This window comes from Rubrivivax albus (assembly GCF_004016515.1).
GTDB lineage: Bacteria > Pseudomonadota > Gammaproteobacteria > Burkholderiales > Burkholderiaceae_C > Rubrivivax > Rubrivivax albus.
The window spans coordinates 175,297-192,531 of sequence record NZ_SACT01000003.1; the positions used below are offsets into that span (position 1 = coordinate 175,297).

Here is a 17,235-nt window from a genome sequence, read left to right on the forward strand (position 1 = left end):
ACCGCCGCTGGTTTCTCAGACGCCCCAGACCACGGGGGCGTCCTCGGCGTGTGCACGCTTGAGCATTTCCATCATCGGCCAGACGCGCTGGCGCAGGCTGACGCCACGTTGGCGTTCACTGCCGTCGGCTTCGTGGTCCTCGGTGTCGGCCGGCGCCTCGGCGGCGGCAACCGCCGCCTGCAAGGCGGCGATCGCCGCGGGCATCGCGGGCGGCTCGATGATGCCCTGCGCCGCCGGCTCGCGGCCCAGGATGCGCAGCAGTTCGTCTCCGCTGGCGCCCAGCATCACCACGTCGCCAGCCGCCGGACTGCGGAAGCGGTAGATCATCGGCTCATGTAGTCGCGGTTGAAAGGATAGGCCGATTGTGCGCCACGCATCGGCCCGTCGGCCGGATCGCCGGTCGGGTGAGCGGCCAGGGTCTGGTGCAGCGCCATCCAGCCGCGCTCGAAGGCCGCGGCGCTGCCCGCCAGGTACAGCCGGTAGGCACGCACGGTGGCCTCGCCGCTGACGCGGGCGGCCTCGTCCAGCCGGGCTTCCAGCGCATCGGACCAGGCCCACAAGGTGCGCGCGTAGTGCGGCCGCAGGTTCTCGGTGTCCAGGCCTTCGAGCCCGGCTTCGGCCATCACCCGCAGCACGTGCGAGACATGCAGCAGTTCGCCGCCGGGGAAGATGTAGCGCTCGATGAAGTCGCCGATGCCGGCGCCGAGCTGGGCATTGCGCGTGCCGCCGGCGGTGATGCCATGGTTCAGCAGAAGGCCGCCGGGCTTGAGCAGGCGGCGGATCTTGGCGAAGTAGCGCGGCAGGTTGGCGCGCCCGACATGTTCGAACATGCCCACCGAGGCAATCTTGTCGAAAGGTTCGTCCTCCGGCAGCTGCCGGTAGTCCAGCAACCGCATCTGCACGCGCCCGCCCAGGCCCCGGGCCTCGATCAGGCGGTTCACGTGGGCATGCTGGTGGCGCGACAGCGTGATGCCGCTGCCGTGCACGCCGTGGTGTTCGGCCGCCCACAACAACAACCCGCCCCAGCCGGCGCCGATGTCGAGGAAGCGTTCGCCGGGGGTCAGCCGCAGCTTGCGGCAGATGTGCTCGAGCTTGGCCTCCTGCGCCTGCGCCAGCGACATCGCGGGGTCGCGCCAGTAGGCGCAGGAGTAGATCCGCCGCGGGTCCAGCCACAGCGCATAGAACGCGTCGGACACGTCGTAGTGCTGCTGCACCTGCCGTGCGTCGGCAGGCACCCGGTGGCGGACGAGCGAGCGACCGTGGCGCAGCATCTCCGCCCAACGTGCCAGCGGCGCAGCCGCGGTGGGGTCCTCGCGCACGAGGGCAAACGCCACCTCGACCACGTCCCGCATGCGGCCTGCGATGTCCAGCCGGCCACGCACATGCGCCTCGGCCACGCGCCCCACCTGCCCGGCGGCCAGCCAGGCCAGCGGCGTCAGCGAGCGCAGCGTCAGGCACACCGGTGCATCGGCAGGCCCGATCCGCCGACCGCCCGGCAGCACGACGGCCAGCGCCGGCACCCGCTGCGCGGCCAGGCCGTCGAGCCGGGTCTGCACGCGGTCGAGCACGAGCGATTCCAGCATGGCGCGCCCACTGTACGGAGCGTCGCGGCGCAGGGTCAAGCCGTGGCGCCGTGGCAGCGCCGGATCAGGGCACGGTGGGCGCGTCGGCCTTGGCGGCAGGAAACCGGCGGCTGAAGCTCACGGCGTCCATGCCCGGCGCGAAGAGGAAGCCCTGGAAGTCGTGGCAGCCGGCCTCGTGCAGGAAGCGGCGCTGCGGCTCGGTCTCCACGCCTTCGGCGACCACGTTGAGGCCCAGCGCCTGCCCCATCTGCACGATGGCCCGCACCAGGGCGGCGTCGCGCGCATCGTCGGGCAGCCCGCGGATGAAGCTGCGGTCGATCTTGAGCCGGTGGATCGGGCAGGTCTTGAGCCGGCCGAGACTGGAGTAACCGGTGCCGAAATCGTCGATCGAGAGCCGGACGCCCAGGTTGGCCAACGCGCGCAGGCGCTCCAGCGCCTCGTCGGCATCGCGCACCAGGATGGACTCGGTGAGTTCGAGTTCCAGCAGCTGGGGCGGCAGGGCGTGCTGGTCCAGCACACTGGCCACACGCTCGACGAAGTCCGCCTGGTGGAACTGCAGCGCCGACACGTTGACAGCCACCGTCAGCGCGCGCCCCTCGGCCACCCACGCAGCAGTCTGGCGCGCGGCCTGCTCGAGCACCCAGTCGCCGATCGCGATGATGAAACCCGTGTCCTCGGCCACCGGGATGAAGCGACCGGGCGGCACCTCGCCGAGCGCCGGGTCGCGCCAACGGATCAGCGCCTCGGCGCCCACCACCTCGCCGGTGGCCAGGTCGACCTGCGGCTGGTAGTGGAGACGGAAGCGCTGGCTCGCCAGCGCCTGGCGCATGGCATGGTCCAGCCGCATGTGGCTGCGCAGGTCGCCTTCGGCATGCTGCTGGTGGAAGCGCAGGCCGTTGCTGCCGCTGGCCTTGGCACCGCGCATCGCGCTCTCGGCGTGGCGCAGCAGTTCGTCGGCGTTGCGGCCGTGGCCCGGCGCCAGCGCGATGCCCACGCTGCAGGTCAGCGTGAAGGCCATGCCTTCGAATTGCCAGGGCTCGGCCATCGCGGCCAGCACGCGGTTCGCTGCGGCTTCGGCCGCCGGCGCGTCGGCGTGGCGCAGCAGCGTCGCGAACTGGTCGCCGCCGATGCGCGCGACGACATCGCCCGCGCGCATCACGCGTTGCAGTCGCACGGCCACCTCGCACAGTGCGCGGTCACCGATCTCGTGTCCCAGGCTGTCGTTGACATGGCGGAAACGATCGAGGTCGAACACCAGCAGCGCAAAGGCGTCGCCGTCGTGGCGCATCGCCAGCGCGGTGGCCGCCACCTGCTCGGCCAGCTGGCGACGATTGGCCAGGCCAGTGAGGGCGTCGGTGCGCGCGAGCACGTCCAACCGCTCGTCGGCAGCCACACGCTCGCTCAAGTCCCGAAACGACCATACGCGCCCGAGCGGTCTGCCACGGCTCCACAACGGGCGCACCACGCGTTCGAGCACCTGACCCGAAAGCAACGTCAGACGGTCGGTGCAGGCCAGCAGCGTGGAGTCCTGCAGAGCCTGCAAGCGGCGCTCGTAGGCCTCGGGGCCCTCCACCACACGACGCATCCATGCCTGCACGGCCTCGTCTCGCCGGGCCTCGAGCAATGCCTCGGGCATGCCCCAGATCTGCGCGAAGCGGCGGTTGAAGGTGCGGATGCCGCCGCTCAGGTCGGTGACCAGGATGCCGTCGGCCGTGGCCTCCAGCGTGGCCTGCAGTTCCGCGGCCAGGTCCTCCTGTGCCGCCAGGGCTTCGCGCTCGCCGGTCAGGTCGCGGGCGATGACGATGCATGGGCCGGTGGCCTCCCTCGACAGCGGATGCACGGTGCGGTGCAGCACCAAGCTCCGGCCGTCGGCAGCCTGCAGCAGCGCTTCGGAATCGAGCGGCCCGGCAGCGGCCAGATCGGTCCGCGCCAGATCCCACCAGACCATGTCCTCGGGCGTGGCCAGCAGGTGGTCGGCCCGGATGCCAAGCAGCTGTGACTGATCCAGGCCGAACAGGCGTCCCGCCGCCGCATTGGCGCCGAGCAGCCGCAGCGACGGCAGGGCCACCACCCAGGCAGCATCCGGCAGCGCCTGAAGCAGTTGCTGCCACGTCGACGCGTCGGAGGGCATCGCCCCGGCCTGCAATGGGAGGTTCTGCACCTGACCCATCAGCAGACCTCCGCTTCTTGAGGTGCCGGTTCGAAGAAATAGTGCAGTTGGGCCGGCGGTGCAAGGTAGGCACGTGCAGCGTCCGGCAGCCGCGCCACGGAAAGGCTGCGACGGATGCCCAGGCCGTCTTCGCGCTCGAGGTCGAGCAGCAGGGCTTCGTCACGCGGCACGCCGGTATCGTGCACCAGCACCCTGGGCTTGAGCGGCCGCGACGAGTTCACGGCAACGACCATGGCGTAGCGGTCGTCGGTCAGCTGCACCACGGAGCCTGCTGGGTAGACGCCCATCATGCGGATGAAGCTGCCCAGCAAGGCCGCATCGAGCCGCTGACGGTGTTGGGTGAACAGCATGGACACCGCCTCGTGCGGTGTCAGCGCGCGCGTCAGCACGGCCGGGTTGCAGAGCTTGTCGTACTGATCGGCGATGGCGACGATCCGTGCCGCCTGCGTGGTGGGCTCGGCCTGCAGACGCAGTGGGAAACCGCTGCCGTCGGCCAGTTCATGGTGCTGACCGATGACGGCCAGCACTGCCGTGGACAAGCCCATGCGGCGCCCGATGGTCACGCCATGGGCCACATGCTCGCGGTAGGCGTTGACCTGCGCGGTGTTGAACCCCTCGTCGAGATGACGAAGGCGGTCGGGCAGTTCCAGCTTGCCGATGTCGTGCAGCATCGCACCCAGTCCCAGGGTCGACATCGCGTCGTCATCCAGGCCCAGGCTGCGCCCCAGCAGCAGCGACACGACTGCCACGTTGAGCCCGTGCGCCGACGCGCGGTCGCCCGCCTGGCTGTTGACCAGCCGGATGCAGACCTCGCCCTGCACCGCCAAGCGGTCGAGCAGCTTGCGTGAGAGGGCCTGAGCATCTTCACGGGCCGCCTCGGGGTCCTGAAGGGCGCGACGGCTGGCCTCGCGCAGCGCCCGGCCGGCTTCGCTGCATTCGCGGTCCAGCTGTGCAGTCTGCTGACGGTGTGCGGCAAGTCGTGCGCGACGCGCCTCGGCCTGAACAGCGGCGGGATCCAGGCTCGCCTGCGCGGCGGTGACGACGGCATCGTCGTCGACCTCGGCGTCCTTGACCGAGTCCGGCGGCAGGCTGGCCTCGGGGTCCCAGCGCAGGCGGCTGAGACCGAGGCCGCGGACGATGGCGATCTGCTCCTCCGACTGGATCCGGAACGACGACATCGCGAACGGATGCTGCATCCACCCCAGATCAAGGTGGATGTACATGCCGACGCGGAGGTCTTCGACAGGAACAGTGGACGTCATGGATCGAACGGGAGCGGCGGTCTTGTCACCGCCTGACGTCTCCTCTTCGGCACGACCGGCCCTGCACTTAAACCTGGCGCCCGTTGAACGTGCATTCCGCACAGTACAGTGGTGCACGCCGACTTCACCGGACAGCCCGCAGCACATGGACCACCCCCTCGACCAGGCCACCAGGATCACTCCGATGGCTGATCACCGCTGGCAGGGGACGACCCAAGCCGCCTACGCCAACATGGTGGGGCCCTTCGGCGGCATCACCTGTGCCGTGCTGCTCCACGCGGCCCTGCAGCATCCGCAGCGCGCCGGCGACCCGATCGCACTGACCGTGAACTTTGCCGGGCCGGTGGCCGACGGCGCCTTCGAGGTCGAGGCTCGGCCGCTGCGCACCAACCGGTCCACACAACACTGGTCACTGATGCTGACGCAGGACGGCGTGCCTTGCGCCAGTGCATCGGCCGTGTTCGCTCAGCGTCGGCCGACCTGGGGCGCCCCCGAGTCACGGCCACCCGCCGGCATGCCGGCCCCGGACGCGCTGCCGATGGCGCCAAGCGAAGGCCGGCCCGCCTGGGTGCGTTGCTATGACATGCGCTTTGCGCCGGGCGAGGAGGCCTTCGGCCTCGACGGCCACGAGCAGGCGCATTCGGAAAGCCGCCTGTGGGTGCGCGACGCACCTCCCCGCCCGCTGGACTTCGTGGCGCTGGCCGCGTTGGCCGACAGCTTCTTCCCTCGCGTGTTCGTGCGCCGCCGGCGTGTTGCGCCCATCGGCACCATCACGCTGAGCACGTACTTCCATGCCGACGCGGCGATGCTGGCGGCGCAGGGCGACCGCCATCTGCTCGGCACCGCACGCGCCCAGGTGTTCCGCGACGGCTACCACGACCAGAGCGCCACCCTGTGGTCGCACGACGGCCACCTGCTGGCCAGCGCGCACCAGATGGTCTACTACCGCGACTGAAAGGCTGCGACAGACCGCGTCAGTGCGCCGGTGAGCCACCGAAGGCCGCCGCCGCGGCCACGGCCGGCTGCTCGGCGTGCAGCACGCGCGAGAGTTGCGCGGCCAGCCGGCGCGTGTCGGCGCGCAGCACGCGCTGCTTGATCGCCGCCACGCGCGACGGGTGCATCGAGAAGCTGCGCAGGCCCATGGCCAGCAGCAGGTCGGTGAAGGCCGGGTCACCGGCCATCTCGCCGCACACGGCCACGTGCTTGCCGATGGCATGGGCGCGCTCGATGGTGCGGTGAATCAACTGCAAAACCGCCGGGTGCCAGGGGTCGTAGAGGTGGGCGACGGCTTCGTCGGCGCGGTCGATGGCCAGCGTGTACTGGATCAGGTCGTTGGTGCCGATGGAGACGAAGTCCAGGTGCGGCAGCAGCGCGTCGATGGCCAGGGCGGCGGCCGGCACCTCGATCATGGCGCCGATCTCTACCGGGCCGTAGGCGCGGCCCGATTCGTCGAGCTGCGCGCGGGCGCGTGCCAGCGCGTCGACCGTGGCACGCACCTCGGACAGGCTGGCGATCATCGGGAACAGGATGCGCAGCTTGCCGTGCACCGCCGCGCGCAGCAGGGCGCGCAGCTGCTGGCGGAACATGCTGGGCTCGGCCAGGCTCCAGCGGATGGCGCGCAGGCCCATCGCCGGGTTCAGCTGGTGCTCATGCCGCAGTTCGCTGACGCTCATGCGGTCCAGCGGCTTGTCGGCGCCGATGTCGATGGTGCGGATGGTCACCGGCAGCCCGTTCATGGCCTCGATGGCGGCGCGGTAGGCCTCGTACTGCTCGTCTTCGCCGGGCAGGCTGCCTTCGCGGTTCATGAACAGGAACTCGCTGCGGAACAGGCCCACGCCCACCGCGCCGGCGGCCACCGCGGCGGCGCTGTCGTCGGGCAGCTCGATGTTGGCCAGCAGATCCACGCGCTCGCCGTCCAGCGTGACCGCCGGCGTGTGGCGCAGGCGGTCCAGCCGCGCACGCTCCAGCTCGCTCTGGCGCTGGCGGAAGCGGTACTCCTCGAGCACGATGGGCGAAGGGTTGACGATGACGACGCCGGCGTCGCCGTCGATCACGACCCAGTCGTCCTGGCGGATCAGCCGGCTGGCCTCGCGGGCGCCGACCACCGCCGGGATGTCCAGGCTGCGCGCGACGATGGCCGTGTGCGAGGTGCGCCCGCCGACGTCGGTGACGAAGCCGGTGAACACGCTCTTCTTGAAGTGCAGCATGTCGGCCGGCGCCACGTCGTTGGCCACCAGCACCAGCGGGTCCTCGCCGGCGAAGTCGCGCGATCCCTGCGCCACGATGGGCGGCGGTGCGCCGGCGCCGTCGTGCGCCAGGTGGCGCAGCAGGCGCTCGACCACCTGCTCCAGGTCGGCCTTGCGCTCGCGCAGGTAGTCGTCCTCCATCTCGTCGAACTGGCGCGCCAGCACCTCCAGCTGCGCCGACAGCGCCCATTCGGCGTTGTAGTGGCGCTCGACGATCCAGTGCTTGGTGGCGCCGGTGAGCGCCTCGTCGTGCAGCAGCATCTGGTGCACGTCCAGCAACGCCGAGATCTCGCCCGGCGCTTCGGCCGGCAGTTCGCGCTGCAGCGTCTCGATCTCGGCCGAGACGGCGTCGCGCGCCGCGCGCAGGCGCTGGATCTCGCCCTCGATGCCGTCGGCGGCGACGTAGTAGTGCGCCACGTCGACCCGGCTGGAGGCGACGAGCACCGCGCGGCCGATGGCCACGCCCCGCGAGACCGGCATGCCGAAGACCTGGAGGCTCATGGCGCGAATGTAGCGCGCACCGCCAGGCGTGGCACGCCTTCACGCGGCTGTCACCAGTGCTTCACCGACTGGTCACGACCGATGGCCAGCATCGCGGCCCATGCTCGAACACCATGCCTTGATCGCGCCCGGGCGGGCGCTGCCCGCAGCCGGCGACGCCGACGTCCATGTGCGCTGGGCGCGCGACGATGCCGACGTGCGTGCGGCGCAGCGCCTGCGCCACCTCGTCTTCGTGCAGGAGATGGGCGCCCGCATCGCACCGCCACGCCACACGCCTGCCGGCCACGACGCCGACGTCTTCGACCCTTTCTGCGAACACCTGCTGGTCTGCGCCGGCGAGGCCGTGGTGGGCACCTACCGTGTGCTCACGCCGGATGCCGCGCGGCGCGCGGGCGGGTACTACGCCGAGACCGAATTCGACCTCACGCGGCTGCGTGGCGAGCGCGCCGGCCTGGTGGAGGTGGGCCGCGCCTGCGTGCACCCGGACTGGCGCCAGGGCGGCACCATCCTCGCGCTGTGGGGTGCGCTGGCCGCCTTCATGCAGCGCAACGGGCTGCACACGATGATCGGCTGCGCCAGTGTCGGCATGCGCGACGGCGGCCACCTGGCGGCCGACCTGTGGGCGCAGCTGGCGGCCACCCACATGGCCCCCATCGAACGCCAGGTGCGGCCGCGGGTGCCGCTGCCGGTGGACGCGCTGCGCACCGGCCGCCCGGTGGAGGCGCCGGCGCTGCTGAAGGGCTACCTGCGCTGCGGCGCGCAGCTGCTGGGCGCGCCGGCCTGGGACCCGGACTTCGGCACCGCCGACCTGCCGCTGATGCTGCGCCTGGCGGACCTGCCGGCGCGCTACCGGCGGCACTTCCTGGGCCGCTGAACCGGCGAGCCGCTGAGGGCGCGCTACTCGCCCTCGCCGAACTTGTCGTCGATGAGCGCGCGCAGCGCGTCCATTGCGGCCTGTTCGTCCTCGCCGTCGGTCTCGATCTCGACCTCGGTGCCCAGGCCGGCGGCCAGCATCATCACGCCCATGATGCTCTTGGCGTTCACGCGGCGGCCGTTGCGCGTCATGTGCACGTCGCAACGGAAGCCGCCGGCCAGCTTGGTGAGCTTGGCCGACGCGCGGGCGTGCAGGCCCAGCCTATTGCTGATGGTGATGGTGGAGCGGATCACGGGCGAAGGTGGTGGCCTGGTTCTGCGGGCGCGCCGGCGCCAGCTGCATCACGCCCTGGGTGGCGCCGCCGACGGCGCGCGTGACCAGCGCCTCCAGCGTCTCGTCGGCGTAGCACAGCGTGCGCCAGAGCATGGGCACGTTGACGCCGCTGACCACGCGCACGTGCAGCGGGTCGGACAGCATCAGCGCGGCATTGCAGGGCGTGGCGCCGAATACGTCGGTGAGCACCAGCCAGTCGGCCTCGCGCCCGGGCTCGCCGCGGCGCATCAGCGCGCGGGCCTCGTCGCGCACGGTCTCGGGGCTCGCGCCGGGCTGCACGTCCAGCGCCTCCACGGCGTGGCCGCAGTCGGCGTAGACATGCGCCGCCACCGCCTTCAGCGCGCTGGCCAGCGGGGCATGGGCGACGATGAGCACGGCTGCCATGTTGCACTGCATTATGCGCGGCGCCACAGGAACCAGGCATAGGCCAGCGCACAACCGAGGCCGAAGCCGCCGAAGGCGGCACGGAAGGCCGCCGGTTCGGCCCAGCCCGCGGCCTGCAGGGCGTCGACGGCCAGGCCGATGCCCCACTGCACGGCGAACACGCCGCCGAAGATGACGAGGTTGTAGGCCGACAGCGCGCGCCCGGCCTGTGCCGTCGGGAAGACCTGGGCCAGCGCCGGCTGGCTGATGGACATGCAGGTGCAGCTGACGCACCACGCGGCCCAGGCCCAGGGCCCGGCGTCGGCGCCGGCCCAGACGTTGTGGGCCAGCAGCAGCAGCGGCAGCGGCATGCCCCAGCGCAGCACCTGCAAAGCGTTGACGCCGCGCGCCACCAGTCGCGGCATCACCGCACCCCAGGCCAGGAAGGTCAGCAGCATGGCGGCGTTGATGGCAAACAGGCCCGCCGCGGCCTCGGCGGGCGTGCGGCCGCCCACCTGGGTCAGCCAGGGCCCGGCCCACAGCGCCTGCACCGCGATCAGGCCGCCGTACTGGAAGAGCGCCAGCGGCGCCAGGCGCAGGAACAGCGGGTGGCGCAGGATCTCGCGGTAGCCGGCAGGCGCTGCAGTGGACGCGGCCGAAGGCACGGGCGCGGCATCCTGCGGGACCAGCCGCATCATCACCGCCATCGACACCGCCAGCGCCACCGCCACCGCCCAGAACAGCCCGCGCCAGCCCAGCAGCGGCAGCAGCCACTGCACGGGCAAGGTCGAGGCCAGCATGCCCAGCGAGCCGGTCATCAACATCCAGGAATTGGCGCGCAGCTGCGCGGCCGGGCTGTAGCGGTGGCGGAAGGCCGTCAGCGGCGCCATCAGGCAGGCCGCGACGCCGGCGCCGATCAGCACGCGCGCGGCCAGCAGCGCCGGCAGGCCGCGCGCCACCGCGAACAGCACGCAACCCGCCACGGCCAGCAGCATCAGCGTGAACTGCACGCGGCGCGGGCCGAAGCGGTCGATCGCGCTGCCCAGCGGCAGTTGCATGGCGGCGAAGCCGAAGAAGTAGGCGCCGGCCAGCAGGCCCAGTTCGCCGGCGGCCAGGCCGAGGTCGGCGCTGAAGGCCGGTGCCAGCGTGGCGGTCACCGCGCGCAGCAGCGCCGACAGGAAGTAGGCCACGGCGAAGCCGAGGAACAGCGTCGCCGCGGCGCGGCCCTGCAGCGGGCTCACGGAAGACTCACGGCGTGGCCAGGGCGCCGAAGAAGGTGTCGGCGGCGTCGGCATCGATCCGCCGGCCCAGCACCGTGGCCTGCATCACCCTAGTGCCCTTGGTGAACACCGCCACCTGCATCTGCACCGGCGCGCCGTCGCTGCGCATGCCGTCCAGGGCCACCCGCTGCGTGGCCGGGTTTGGCGTGGCGCCACGCACCGCCAGCGGCAGGACACGGGGCGTGCCGGCACCGACATTGCCGGCGGCACCGTCGAGCAGGGCCTGCAAGGCCGCGCCGACCTTGGCCGGGTCGCCGACGTCGGCCACCGCCAGCGCGTAGGTCGCGTCGTCGCCGGCCGTGCAGGCGTGCAGCGTCAGGCGCAGCGGCATGCCGGCCAGCGTCACCTCCCGCGCATGCGACACCGGCTTGCACGGGAACTGCAGCGCCACGCCGCTGTCCTCGGGCTGCAGCTGCCGCCAGTCCTGGGCCGGGCTGCAGGCGGCCACCACCAGCGGCAGAAGCCAGAGGAGTCGGCGGCCGGAACGGCGGGAAGGTGCACGCATCCGGTGCATTATCCGGGGCATGACGGAACCCACTTCCCCCGCCGGCATGCCGGGCGCTGCGCCGGCCATGGCCCTGGCCGGCGTGCGCGTGCTGGACCTCTCACGCGTGCTCGCCGGCCCCTGGTGCACGCAGACCCTGGCCGACCTGGGCGCCGACGTGATCAAGGTCGAACGCCCGGGCACAGGTGACGACACCCGCGGCTGGGGTCCGCCGTTCCTGAAGGACGAAGCCGGCCAGGACACGGCCGAGGCCGCCTACTACCTGGGCGCCAACCGCAACAAGCGCTCGATCACCATCGACCTGGCCCGCCCCGAGGGCCAGGACCTGGTGCGGCGCCTGGCGCTCCAGGCCGACGTGCTGGTGGAGAACTTCAAGGTCGGCGACATGGCGCGCTACGGCCTGGACTCGGCCACCATGCTGGCGCTCAACCCGCGGCTGGTGTACTGCTCGATCACCGGCTTCGGGCAGACCGGCCCCTACCGTGATCGCGCCGGCTACGACTACGCCATCCAGGGCATCGGTGGCCTGATGAGCATCACCGGCGAACGCGACGACCTGCCCGGCGGCGGCCCACAGAAGGTGGGCGTGGCGGTCGCCGACCTGTTCACCGGCATGTACGCCACCGTGGCCATCCTGGCCGCGCTGCGCCACCGGGACGTGACCGGTCAGGGCCAGGCCATCGACATGGCCCTGCTCGACACCCAGGTGGCGATGCTGGCCAACCTGGGCGCCAACTACCTCGTCACCGGGCAGCCGCCGAAGCGGGCCGGCAACGCCCACCAGAACATCGTGCCCTACCAGGTCTTCGAGGTGGCCGACGGCCACATGATCCTGGCGGTGGGCAACGATGGCCAGTTCGCCAAGTACTGTGCCGTCGCCGGTCATCCCGAATGGGCCACCGACCCGCGTTTCGCGAAGAACGCCGACCGCGTGCGCCACCGGGCGGTGCTGGTGCCGATGCTGGCCGAGGTGATGCGCACCCGGCCTAAGGCCGAGTGGCTGGCGGCGCTGGAGGCGGCCAAGGTGCCCTGCGGGCCCATCAACCACCTCGGCGAGGTCTTCGCCGACCCGCAGGTGGGCGAGCGGGCCATGGTCACCACATTGCCGCACCCGTTGGCCGGCGCGGTGAACCTGGTGTCCAGCCCGATCAAGCTGTCGGCCACGCCGGTGCAGCCGCGCCATGCACCGCCGCTGCTGGGCCAGCACACGGCAGAGGTGCTGGGCGAACTGGGGCTGGACGCTGCCGCGCAGGCAGCCTTGCGCGCCGCCGGTGTGGTTTGAAGCCCTGGAGCCCGAGCGAGCACTCCCTCACCTGCATCTATCTGTGACAATCGTGAGCAATTGACCCCGCGTCCCAGGGGGCCCCAGTCCGCGGCGACCGCGCCACACTCGGGACCACGGGCCCGCCGCCGGCAGTGCACTGGCAGGGACGGGCGCCAAGGAGCGAAATCGAGATGAAGTCCCCGAACGGCGGTGCTGCACGACGCGCCGCCGTCCCCCCACGTGCCGAGATCGCCGCGATGACCGGCGAGGCGGGGCCGACTTCGGCCGGAACCGGCACGTCGGTCACGGTGCCGGCCGCCGAACCTCGCTTGCTGGCCGGCCAGGTGGGCGCCGAGGTGGCGGCGGCGCTGTCGTCGGCCTTGGAGCGCGTGGAGCAGCTGGCGCGCACCGGGCGCATCGGCCGCCACAGCCTGGAGGCACTGCAGGACGAGATCCACCGCGCGCGCGACGTGGCCATGCTCGGCCAACAGGTCAGCCGCCTGGCCGCGGGCCACGTGCGCCAGGCCCCGGAGACGCTGGAGCTGCCACAGCTGCTGCGCGAGGCGCTCAGCCAACGCCTGGACGCGGTGGCCGCGCGCGGGATCGAGCTGCGCCAGGTGCTGCAGCCGGCCACGGTGTCGGCCGACCCGTCGCTGCTCTTCGCGCTGCTGCTCAGCCTGCTGGACTGGGCCATCGAGCACTGCCGCTCACAGACCGTGAGCCTGCACACCGGCCTGAACCCCTGGCCGGTGCATGCGGTGCTGGAATGCCGCTTCACCTGGTGCCCGCCCGACCGCCTGGCGCTCGAGGCCGAACTGGCCTACGAGGTGGAGCGGCTGGAGCGGGGCGACGACCCGTCGCACCTGGACACGGTGGCCTGGCGCCTGGTGGAGCAGGCCGCCCGTGCCATGGGAGTGGCGCTGACGCGCGAGGACACCGCATCCCAGGTGCGGCTGCGGCTGGCCTTCCCGGAAGCGCCGCGGCGCTGGCCGCGCCTGGTGGAGGCGCTGGCGGACGTGGACAACGGCGCCGCGCGCCTGCACGCGCAGCCGCTGGCAGGCCTGCGGCTGCTGGTGTATGCGCAGCGCCCGGACGTTCGGCACGTGGTTCACGAGGCCACGGTGCCGACCGGGTTGATGGTGGACTTCGTGGCCACCCTGGCCGACCTGCGCGAATGCGCGCTGCAGGCGCCGCCGGACCTGCTGCTGGTGGACGAGCGCGGCAGCGAGGTTGACCGGGTGCTGGCCGAGGTGCACGCCGGTGGCCGCGGGCCGGTGCTGGTGCACGTGGCAGAGGCCTTCCGCGGCGTGGAACTGAGCAGCAGCGGCCGCTTCGAGATCGTGCGCGTCTCGCGTGACACCGCCGTGCGCGACCTGGCGGCGGCGCTGGGCTATGCGCTGAACCGCTGACGGCCGCAGGTCAACAGCGGCCCGCGGGCGGGCTACAGCCCGAACACCTTCTTCAGCAGCGCGCTGCCGGTGCCCACCGGGTCGCGGCGGATCTTCTTCTCCTCCTCGCCGATCATCCAGTACAGGCCGTCCAGCGCCTTGCGGGTCACGTACTGCTGGATGTTGGCGTCCTCGTCCTTGACCAGGCCGATGCCCTGGGCCTTGGCCGCCACGCGGTTGTACTTGTCGGCCAGCGACACCTTCTCGGTCGCCTCGGTGACGATGGGAAGGAACTGCGCGTTCAGCGGCGTGCGCGTCTTGCGCTGGAAGAAGTCGGTGACCGACGTATCGCCACCCTTGACGATCTTCAGCGCGTCCTCGACCGAGATCGACTTCACCGTGTCCACCAGCAGCGTGCGCGCCTGGGGCACGGCGGCCTCGGCGGCACGGTTCATCGCGGTGACCAGTTCGTCCACGCGTTTGCCCTGGCCGAAGGTGCGCATCAGCTTGGCCGCGTCGTTCAGCGCCCCGGGCAGCGGGATGCGCACGGCCTTGTTGCCCAGGAAGCCGTCGGTGCGGCCCAGGTTGGCCACCGCCGCCTCGGCCCCGCGGCGCAGCGCCTCGCGCACGCCACCGGCAGCGTCGGTCTCGGTCAGCGACAGGGCCCAGGCCGGGCTGGTCAGCAGGGCGAGCGACGGCAGGGCGATCAGGGTTCGACGGTGCATGGCGGCCTCCGGACAGCAGGTGGGGCCCGATGATGCCCCATCGTCCAGGCTCAACGCCGGCGCACCTGCCGCGGTGGACCTCAGGCCGTCGCAGCCGGCACCACGCCGGCGGCGTGGGCCTGCTGGTCGGCGTGGTAGCTGCTGCGCACCAGGGCGCCCACGGCGGCGTGCGTGAAGCCCATCGCGTAGGCCTCGCGCTCGAACATCGCGAAGGTGTCCGGGTGCACGTAGCGCCGCACCGGCAGGTGGTGGCCGCTCGGCGCCAGGTACTGGCCCAGCGTGAGCATGTCGATGTCGTGCGCGCGCATGTCGCGCATGGTCTGCAGGATCTCGTCGTCGGTCTCGCCCAGGCCCACCATCAGCCCGCTCTTGGTGGGCACGCCCGGCACCTCGGCCTTGAACTTCTTCAGCAGGTTCAGGCTGAAGGCGTAGTCCGAGCCCGGGCGCGCCTCCTTGTACAGGCGCGGCACGGTCTCCAGGTTGTGGTTCATCACGTCCGGCGGCGCGGCCTTCAGGATGCCCAGCGCGCGGTCGTCGCGGCCCCGGAAGTCGGGCACCAGGATCTCGATCTGCGTCTTCGGGCTCAGTGCGCGCGTGCGTTCGATGCAGGCGACGAAGTGCGCCGCACCGCCGTCGCGCAGATCATCGCGGTCGACGCTGGTGATGACCACGTAGGCCAGCTTCAGCGCGGCGATGGTCTTGGCCAGGTTCTCCGGCTCGTTCACGTCCAGCGGGTCGGGCCGGCCGTGGCCGACGTCGCAGAACGGGCAGCGCCGGGTGCACTTGTCACCCATGATCATGAACGTGGCCGTGCCCTTGCCGAAGCACTCGCCGATGTTGGGGCAGGAGGCTTCCTCGCACACGGTGTGCAGCTTGTGCTCGCGCAGGATCTGCTTGATCTCGGTGAACCGCGAGCCGGGCACGCCGGCCTTCACGCGGATCCACTCGGGCTTCTTCAGCACCTCCGCCGGCACCACCTTGATCGGGATGCGCGCGGTCTTGGCCTGCGCCTTCTGCTTCGCGGTGGGGTCGTAGGCGGGCGGCGGCACAGGGTTTTCCATGGGCTGGATTCTAAGGACGGGGCTGAAGCAGGGCTTGCAGGCGGGCCGACAACCGTGTGGCCACCTCGTCCCAACTCACGTCGACGCCGCAGTGGCGCAGGTCCACGGTGGCCAGGCCGGCGTAGCCACAGGGGTCGATGCGGCGGAAGGGTTCCAGGTCCATGGCCACGTTCAGGGCCAGCCCGTGGTAGGCGCAGTGGCGGCTGACCTTGATGCCCAGCGCGGCGATCTTGCCCAGGCCGGCGAAGGGGTTGCCGCCCGGGCCGGGCGGGGCGAGCGGGGCATGCGAGGCCGGATCGTCCAGCCGCACGTAGATGCCCGGCGCCCCCACCACGCGGTGGCCGGTGACGCCCAGACCATCGAGCACCTGGATCACCGCCTGTTCCAGCCGGTAGACGTATTCCTTGACGTAGATGCCCAGGCGCTGCAGGTCCACCAGCGGGTAGGCCACCACCTGCCCGGGGCCATGGTAGGTGACCTGGCCGCCCCGATTCGTGGCCACCACCGGGATGCCGGCGGCGCCGAGGACGTGTTCCGGCCGGCCGGCCAGGCCCTGGGTGAAGACCGGGTCGTGCTCGACGAGCCAGAGCACGTCCTCGGTGTCCGGGCCGCGGGTGGCCGTGAAGTCGCGCATGGCCGCCTCGATGCCGTCGTAGGGGCGGCGGCCCAGGGTCTGCACCTTCATCGGGGCAGTGTAGGGCTTCGTCAGAAGGCCGTGCATGGCGCGACCCAGCCGGCGTATCGTCAACTCCTGACGCCGTCCCCGATGCCCCTGCGCCAACTCCTTCTGTCCCTGTTCGCCGTGGCGTCTCTGGCCACGGCGGCGCCGCGCCCGCCGCTGTCGCCCATCGAACTGGCCATCGGTGCCTACGAGCGCGGCGACGTCGAATCGGCACGCCGGCAACTGGAGGCACTGGCCCGCCGTGGTCTCCCGGCCGCCGAGCACAACCTGGGTGTGATGGCGCTCGACCAGGGGCGCCCGGAAGACGCCGAGGCGCACTTCCGCCGTGCCGCCGCCGGTGGCTTCGTCACCGCCATGCTGGCCCTGGGCCAGCTGCACGAGCAAGGCCGGCTGGGCCGCCGTGACCTGCCCACCGCGATGCACTGGTACCGCCTGGCGGCAGAAGGCGGCAGCGTGGACGCCATGGTGGAGACCGGCACGGCTTTCTACCTGGGCCGAGGTGCCCCGCTGGACAAGGCGCAGGCGGCGCACTGGTACCGCGAGGCGGCCAAGGGCGGCGACGTGGGCGCGCAGTACCTGATCGCGTCCATGTACGAAACCGGCGACGGCGTGCCGCAGGACCTGCGGCTGGCGCGCTACTGGTACGGTGTGGCCGCCGACAACGGCGACGAAGCGGCGCCGGGCAAGCTGAAGGAACTGGAACGCCGCGAATACGGGGCTACAGCACCACCTTGACCATCGGGTGCGTGCTCAGCGTGCGATAGAGCTCGTCGAGCTGCTCGCGGCTGGTGGCGGTGACGGTGATCGTCAGCCCCAGATAGTTGCCGGCCTTGCTGGGGCGGCGTTCCACCGTGGCGGCATCGAAACCGGGGTCGAAGCGCACCGCCACGTCGACGATCGCCTCGACGAAACCCTCGACATGCGCGCCCATCACCTTGATGGGGAAGGCGCAGGGGTACGCGATCAGGCTTTCTTCGGGCGGGATGGGCTTCATGGTG

18 protein-coding genes are annotated in these 17,235 nt (G+C 71.7%); 5 read left to right on the plus strand and 13 right to left on the minus strand.

The features are described from left to right. Nucleotides 1-15 precede the first annotated feature (15 nt). From ENE75_RS11460 to ENE75_RS11475, 4 genes are all read right to left on the minus strand, one after another. Nucleotides 16-327, minus strand: a complete 312-nt coding sequence (locus tag ENE75_RS11460) for a DUF1840 family protein (RefSeq protein WP_128198439.1) — start codon at nt 325-327, stop codon at nt 16-18. After that, nucleotides 324-1,583, minus strand: coding sequence for a class I SAM-dependent methyltransferase (locus ENE75_RS11465; protein WP_128198440.1), 1,260 nt, complete (start codon nt 1,581-1,583; stop codon nt 324-326). The genes ENE75_RS11460 and ENE75_RS11465 overlap by 4 nt, the downstream gene beginning before the upstream one ends. Before the next feature lie 64 nt (nt 1,584-1,647). After that, a complete protein-coding gene (locus ENE75_RS11470; protein WP_233259030.1) occupies nt 1,648-3,753 on the minus strand; it encodes a putative bifunctional diguanylate cyclase/phosphodiesterase in 2,106 nt (701 codons plus the stop codon). After that, nucleotides 3,753-5,195, minus strand: a complete 1,443-nt coding sequence (locus ENE75_RS11475) for an HD-GYP domain-containing protein (protein WP_233259031.1) — start codon at nt 5,193-5,195, stop codon at nt 3,753-3,755. Before ENE75_RS11475 ends, ENE75_RS11470 begins: the two co-directional genes overlap by 1 nt. Before the next feature lie 4 nt (nt 5,196-5,199). Here ENE75_RS11475 and ENE75_RS11480 point away from each other — a divergent pair, with 4 nt between their 5' ends. Next, on the plus strand, nt 5,200-5,970 hold the full coding sequence (locus tag ENE75_RS11480; RefSeq protein ID WP_233259032.1) for an acyl-CoA thioesterase: 771 nt from the start codon (nt 5,200-5,202) through the stop codon (nt 5,968-5,970). Nucleotides 5,971-5,989: 19 nt separating this feature from the next. Here ENE75_RS11480 and ptsP read toward each other — a convergent pair whose 3' ends face one another. After that, nucleotides 5,990-7,762 carry a phosphoenolpyruvate--protein phosphotransferase gene (gene ptsP / locus ENE75_RS11485; protein ID WP_128198442.1) on the minus strand — a complete coding sequence of 591 codons (1,773 nt, stop codon included), beginning with the start codon at nt 7,760-7,762 and terminating at the stop codon, nt 5,990-5,992. 100 nt (nt 7,763-7,862) lie between these two features. On the opposite strand from ptsP, the gene ENE75_RS11490 reads away from it, so the two are divergent. Further along, nucleotides 7,863-8,636, plus strand: a complete 774-nt coding sequence (locus ENE75_RS11490; protein WP_128198443.1) for a GNAT family N-acetyltransferase — start codon at nt 7,863-7,865, stop codon at nt 8,634-8,636. A 23-nt stretch (nt 8,637-8,659) separates the two neighbouring features. On the opposite strand, the gene ENE75_RS11495 is transcribed toward ENE75_RS11490, so the two are convergent. From ENE75_RS11495 to ENE75_RS11510, 4 genes are read right to left on the minus strand one after another with little or no spacing between them, the layout of a single operon-like run. Then, nucleotides 8,660-8,929, minus strand: coding sequence for an HPr family phosphocarrier protein (locus ENE75_RS11495; protein WP_128198444.1), 270 nt, complete (start codon nt 8,927-8,929; stop codon nt 8,660-8,662). After that, complete coding sequence (locus ENE75_RS11500; protein WP_128198445.1) at nt 8,898-9,353, minus strand: PTS sugar transporter subunit IIA; 456 nt, start codon at nt 9,351-9,353, stop codon at nt 8,898-8,900. The genes ENE75_RS11495 and ENE75_RS11500 overlap by 32 nt, the downstream gene beginning before the upstream one ends. A gap of 11 nt (nt 9,354-9,364) precedes the next feature. Then, on the minus strand, nt 9,365-10,573 hold the full coding sequence (locus ENE75_RS11505) for an MFS transporter (protein WP_233259033.1): 1,209 nt from the start codon (nt 10,571-10,573) through the stop codon (nt 9,365-9,367). Between the two features lie 7 nt (nt 10,574-10,580). Further along, entirely contained in the window at nt 10,581-11,117 is a 537-nt protein-coding gene (locus ENE75_RS11510) for a hypothetical protein (protein WP_128198447.1), read from the minus strand. 19 nt (nt 11,118-11,136) lie between these two features. Between ENE75_RS11510 and ENE75_RS11515 the strand changes: the two genes are divergently transcribed. Both ENE75_RS11515 and ENE75_RS11520 read left to right on the plus strand, forming a co-directional pair. Continuing rightward, entirely contained in the window at nt 11,137-12,399 is a 1,263-nt protein-coding gene (locus tag ENE75_RS11515; RefSeq protein WP_128198448.1) for a CaiB/BaiF CoA transferase family protein, read from the plus strand. Between the two features lie 173 nt (nt 12,400-12,572). Then, nucleotides 12,573-13,790, plus strand: a complete 1,218-nt coding sequence (locus ENE75_RS11520) for a hypothetical protein (protein ID WP_128198449.1) — start codon at nt 12,573-12,575, stop codon at nt 13,788-13,790. 32 nt (nt 13,791-13,822) lie between these two features. Here the strand turns inward: ENE75_RS11520 and ENE75_RS11525 are convergent, their stop codons facing one another. From ENE75_RS11525 to lipB, 3 genes are all read right to left on the minus strand, one after another. Then, nucleotides 13,823-14,494 carry a DUF4197 domain-containing protein gene (locus ENE75_RS11525; RefSeq protein ID WP_128198450.1) on the minus strand — a complete coding sequence of 224 codons (672 nt, stop codon included), beginning with the start codon at nt 14,492-14,494 and terminating at the stop codon, nt 13,823-13,825. A gap of 80 nt (nt 14,495-14,574) precedes the next feature. Next, nucleotides 14,575-15,555 (minus strand): lipoyl synthase, encoded by a 981-nt coding sequence (lipA, locus tag ENE75_RS11530; RefSeq protein ID WP_128198451.1) that lies wholly within the window; start codon nt 15,553-15,555, stop codon nt 14,575-14,577. 10 nt (nt 15,556-15,565) lie between these two features. Beyond that, the gene (lipB, locus tag ENE75_RS11535) at nt 15,566-16,240 is read right to left on the minus strand and encodes a lipoyl(octanoyl) transferase LipB (RefSeq protein ID WP_128198452.1); all 675 of its coding nucleotides are present in this window, start codon (nt 16,238-16,240) and stop codon (nt 15,566-15,568) included. A gap of 81 nt (nt 16,241-16,321) precedes the next feature. Between lipB and ENE75_RS11540 the strand changes: the two genes are divergently transcribed. Next, nucleotides 16,322-16,972, plus strand: coding sequence for a tetratricopeptide repeat protein (locus ENE75_RS11540; RefSeq protein WP_128198453.1), 651 nt, complete (start codon nt 16,322-16,324; stop codon nt 16,970-16,972). Here ENE75_RS11540 and ENE75_RS11545 read toward each other — a convergent pair. Next, nucleotides 16,956-17,231, minus strand: a complete 276-nt coding sequence (locus ENE75_RS11545; protein WP_128198454.1) for a DUF493 family protein — start codon at nt 17,229-17,231, stop codon at nt 16,956-16,958. The two genes, ENE75_RS11540 and ENE75_RS11545, sit on opposite strands and share 17 nt — an antisense overlap. Between the last annotated feature and the right edge of the window lie 4 nt (nt 17,232-17,235).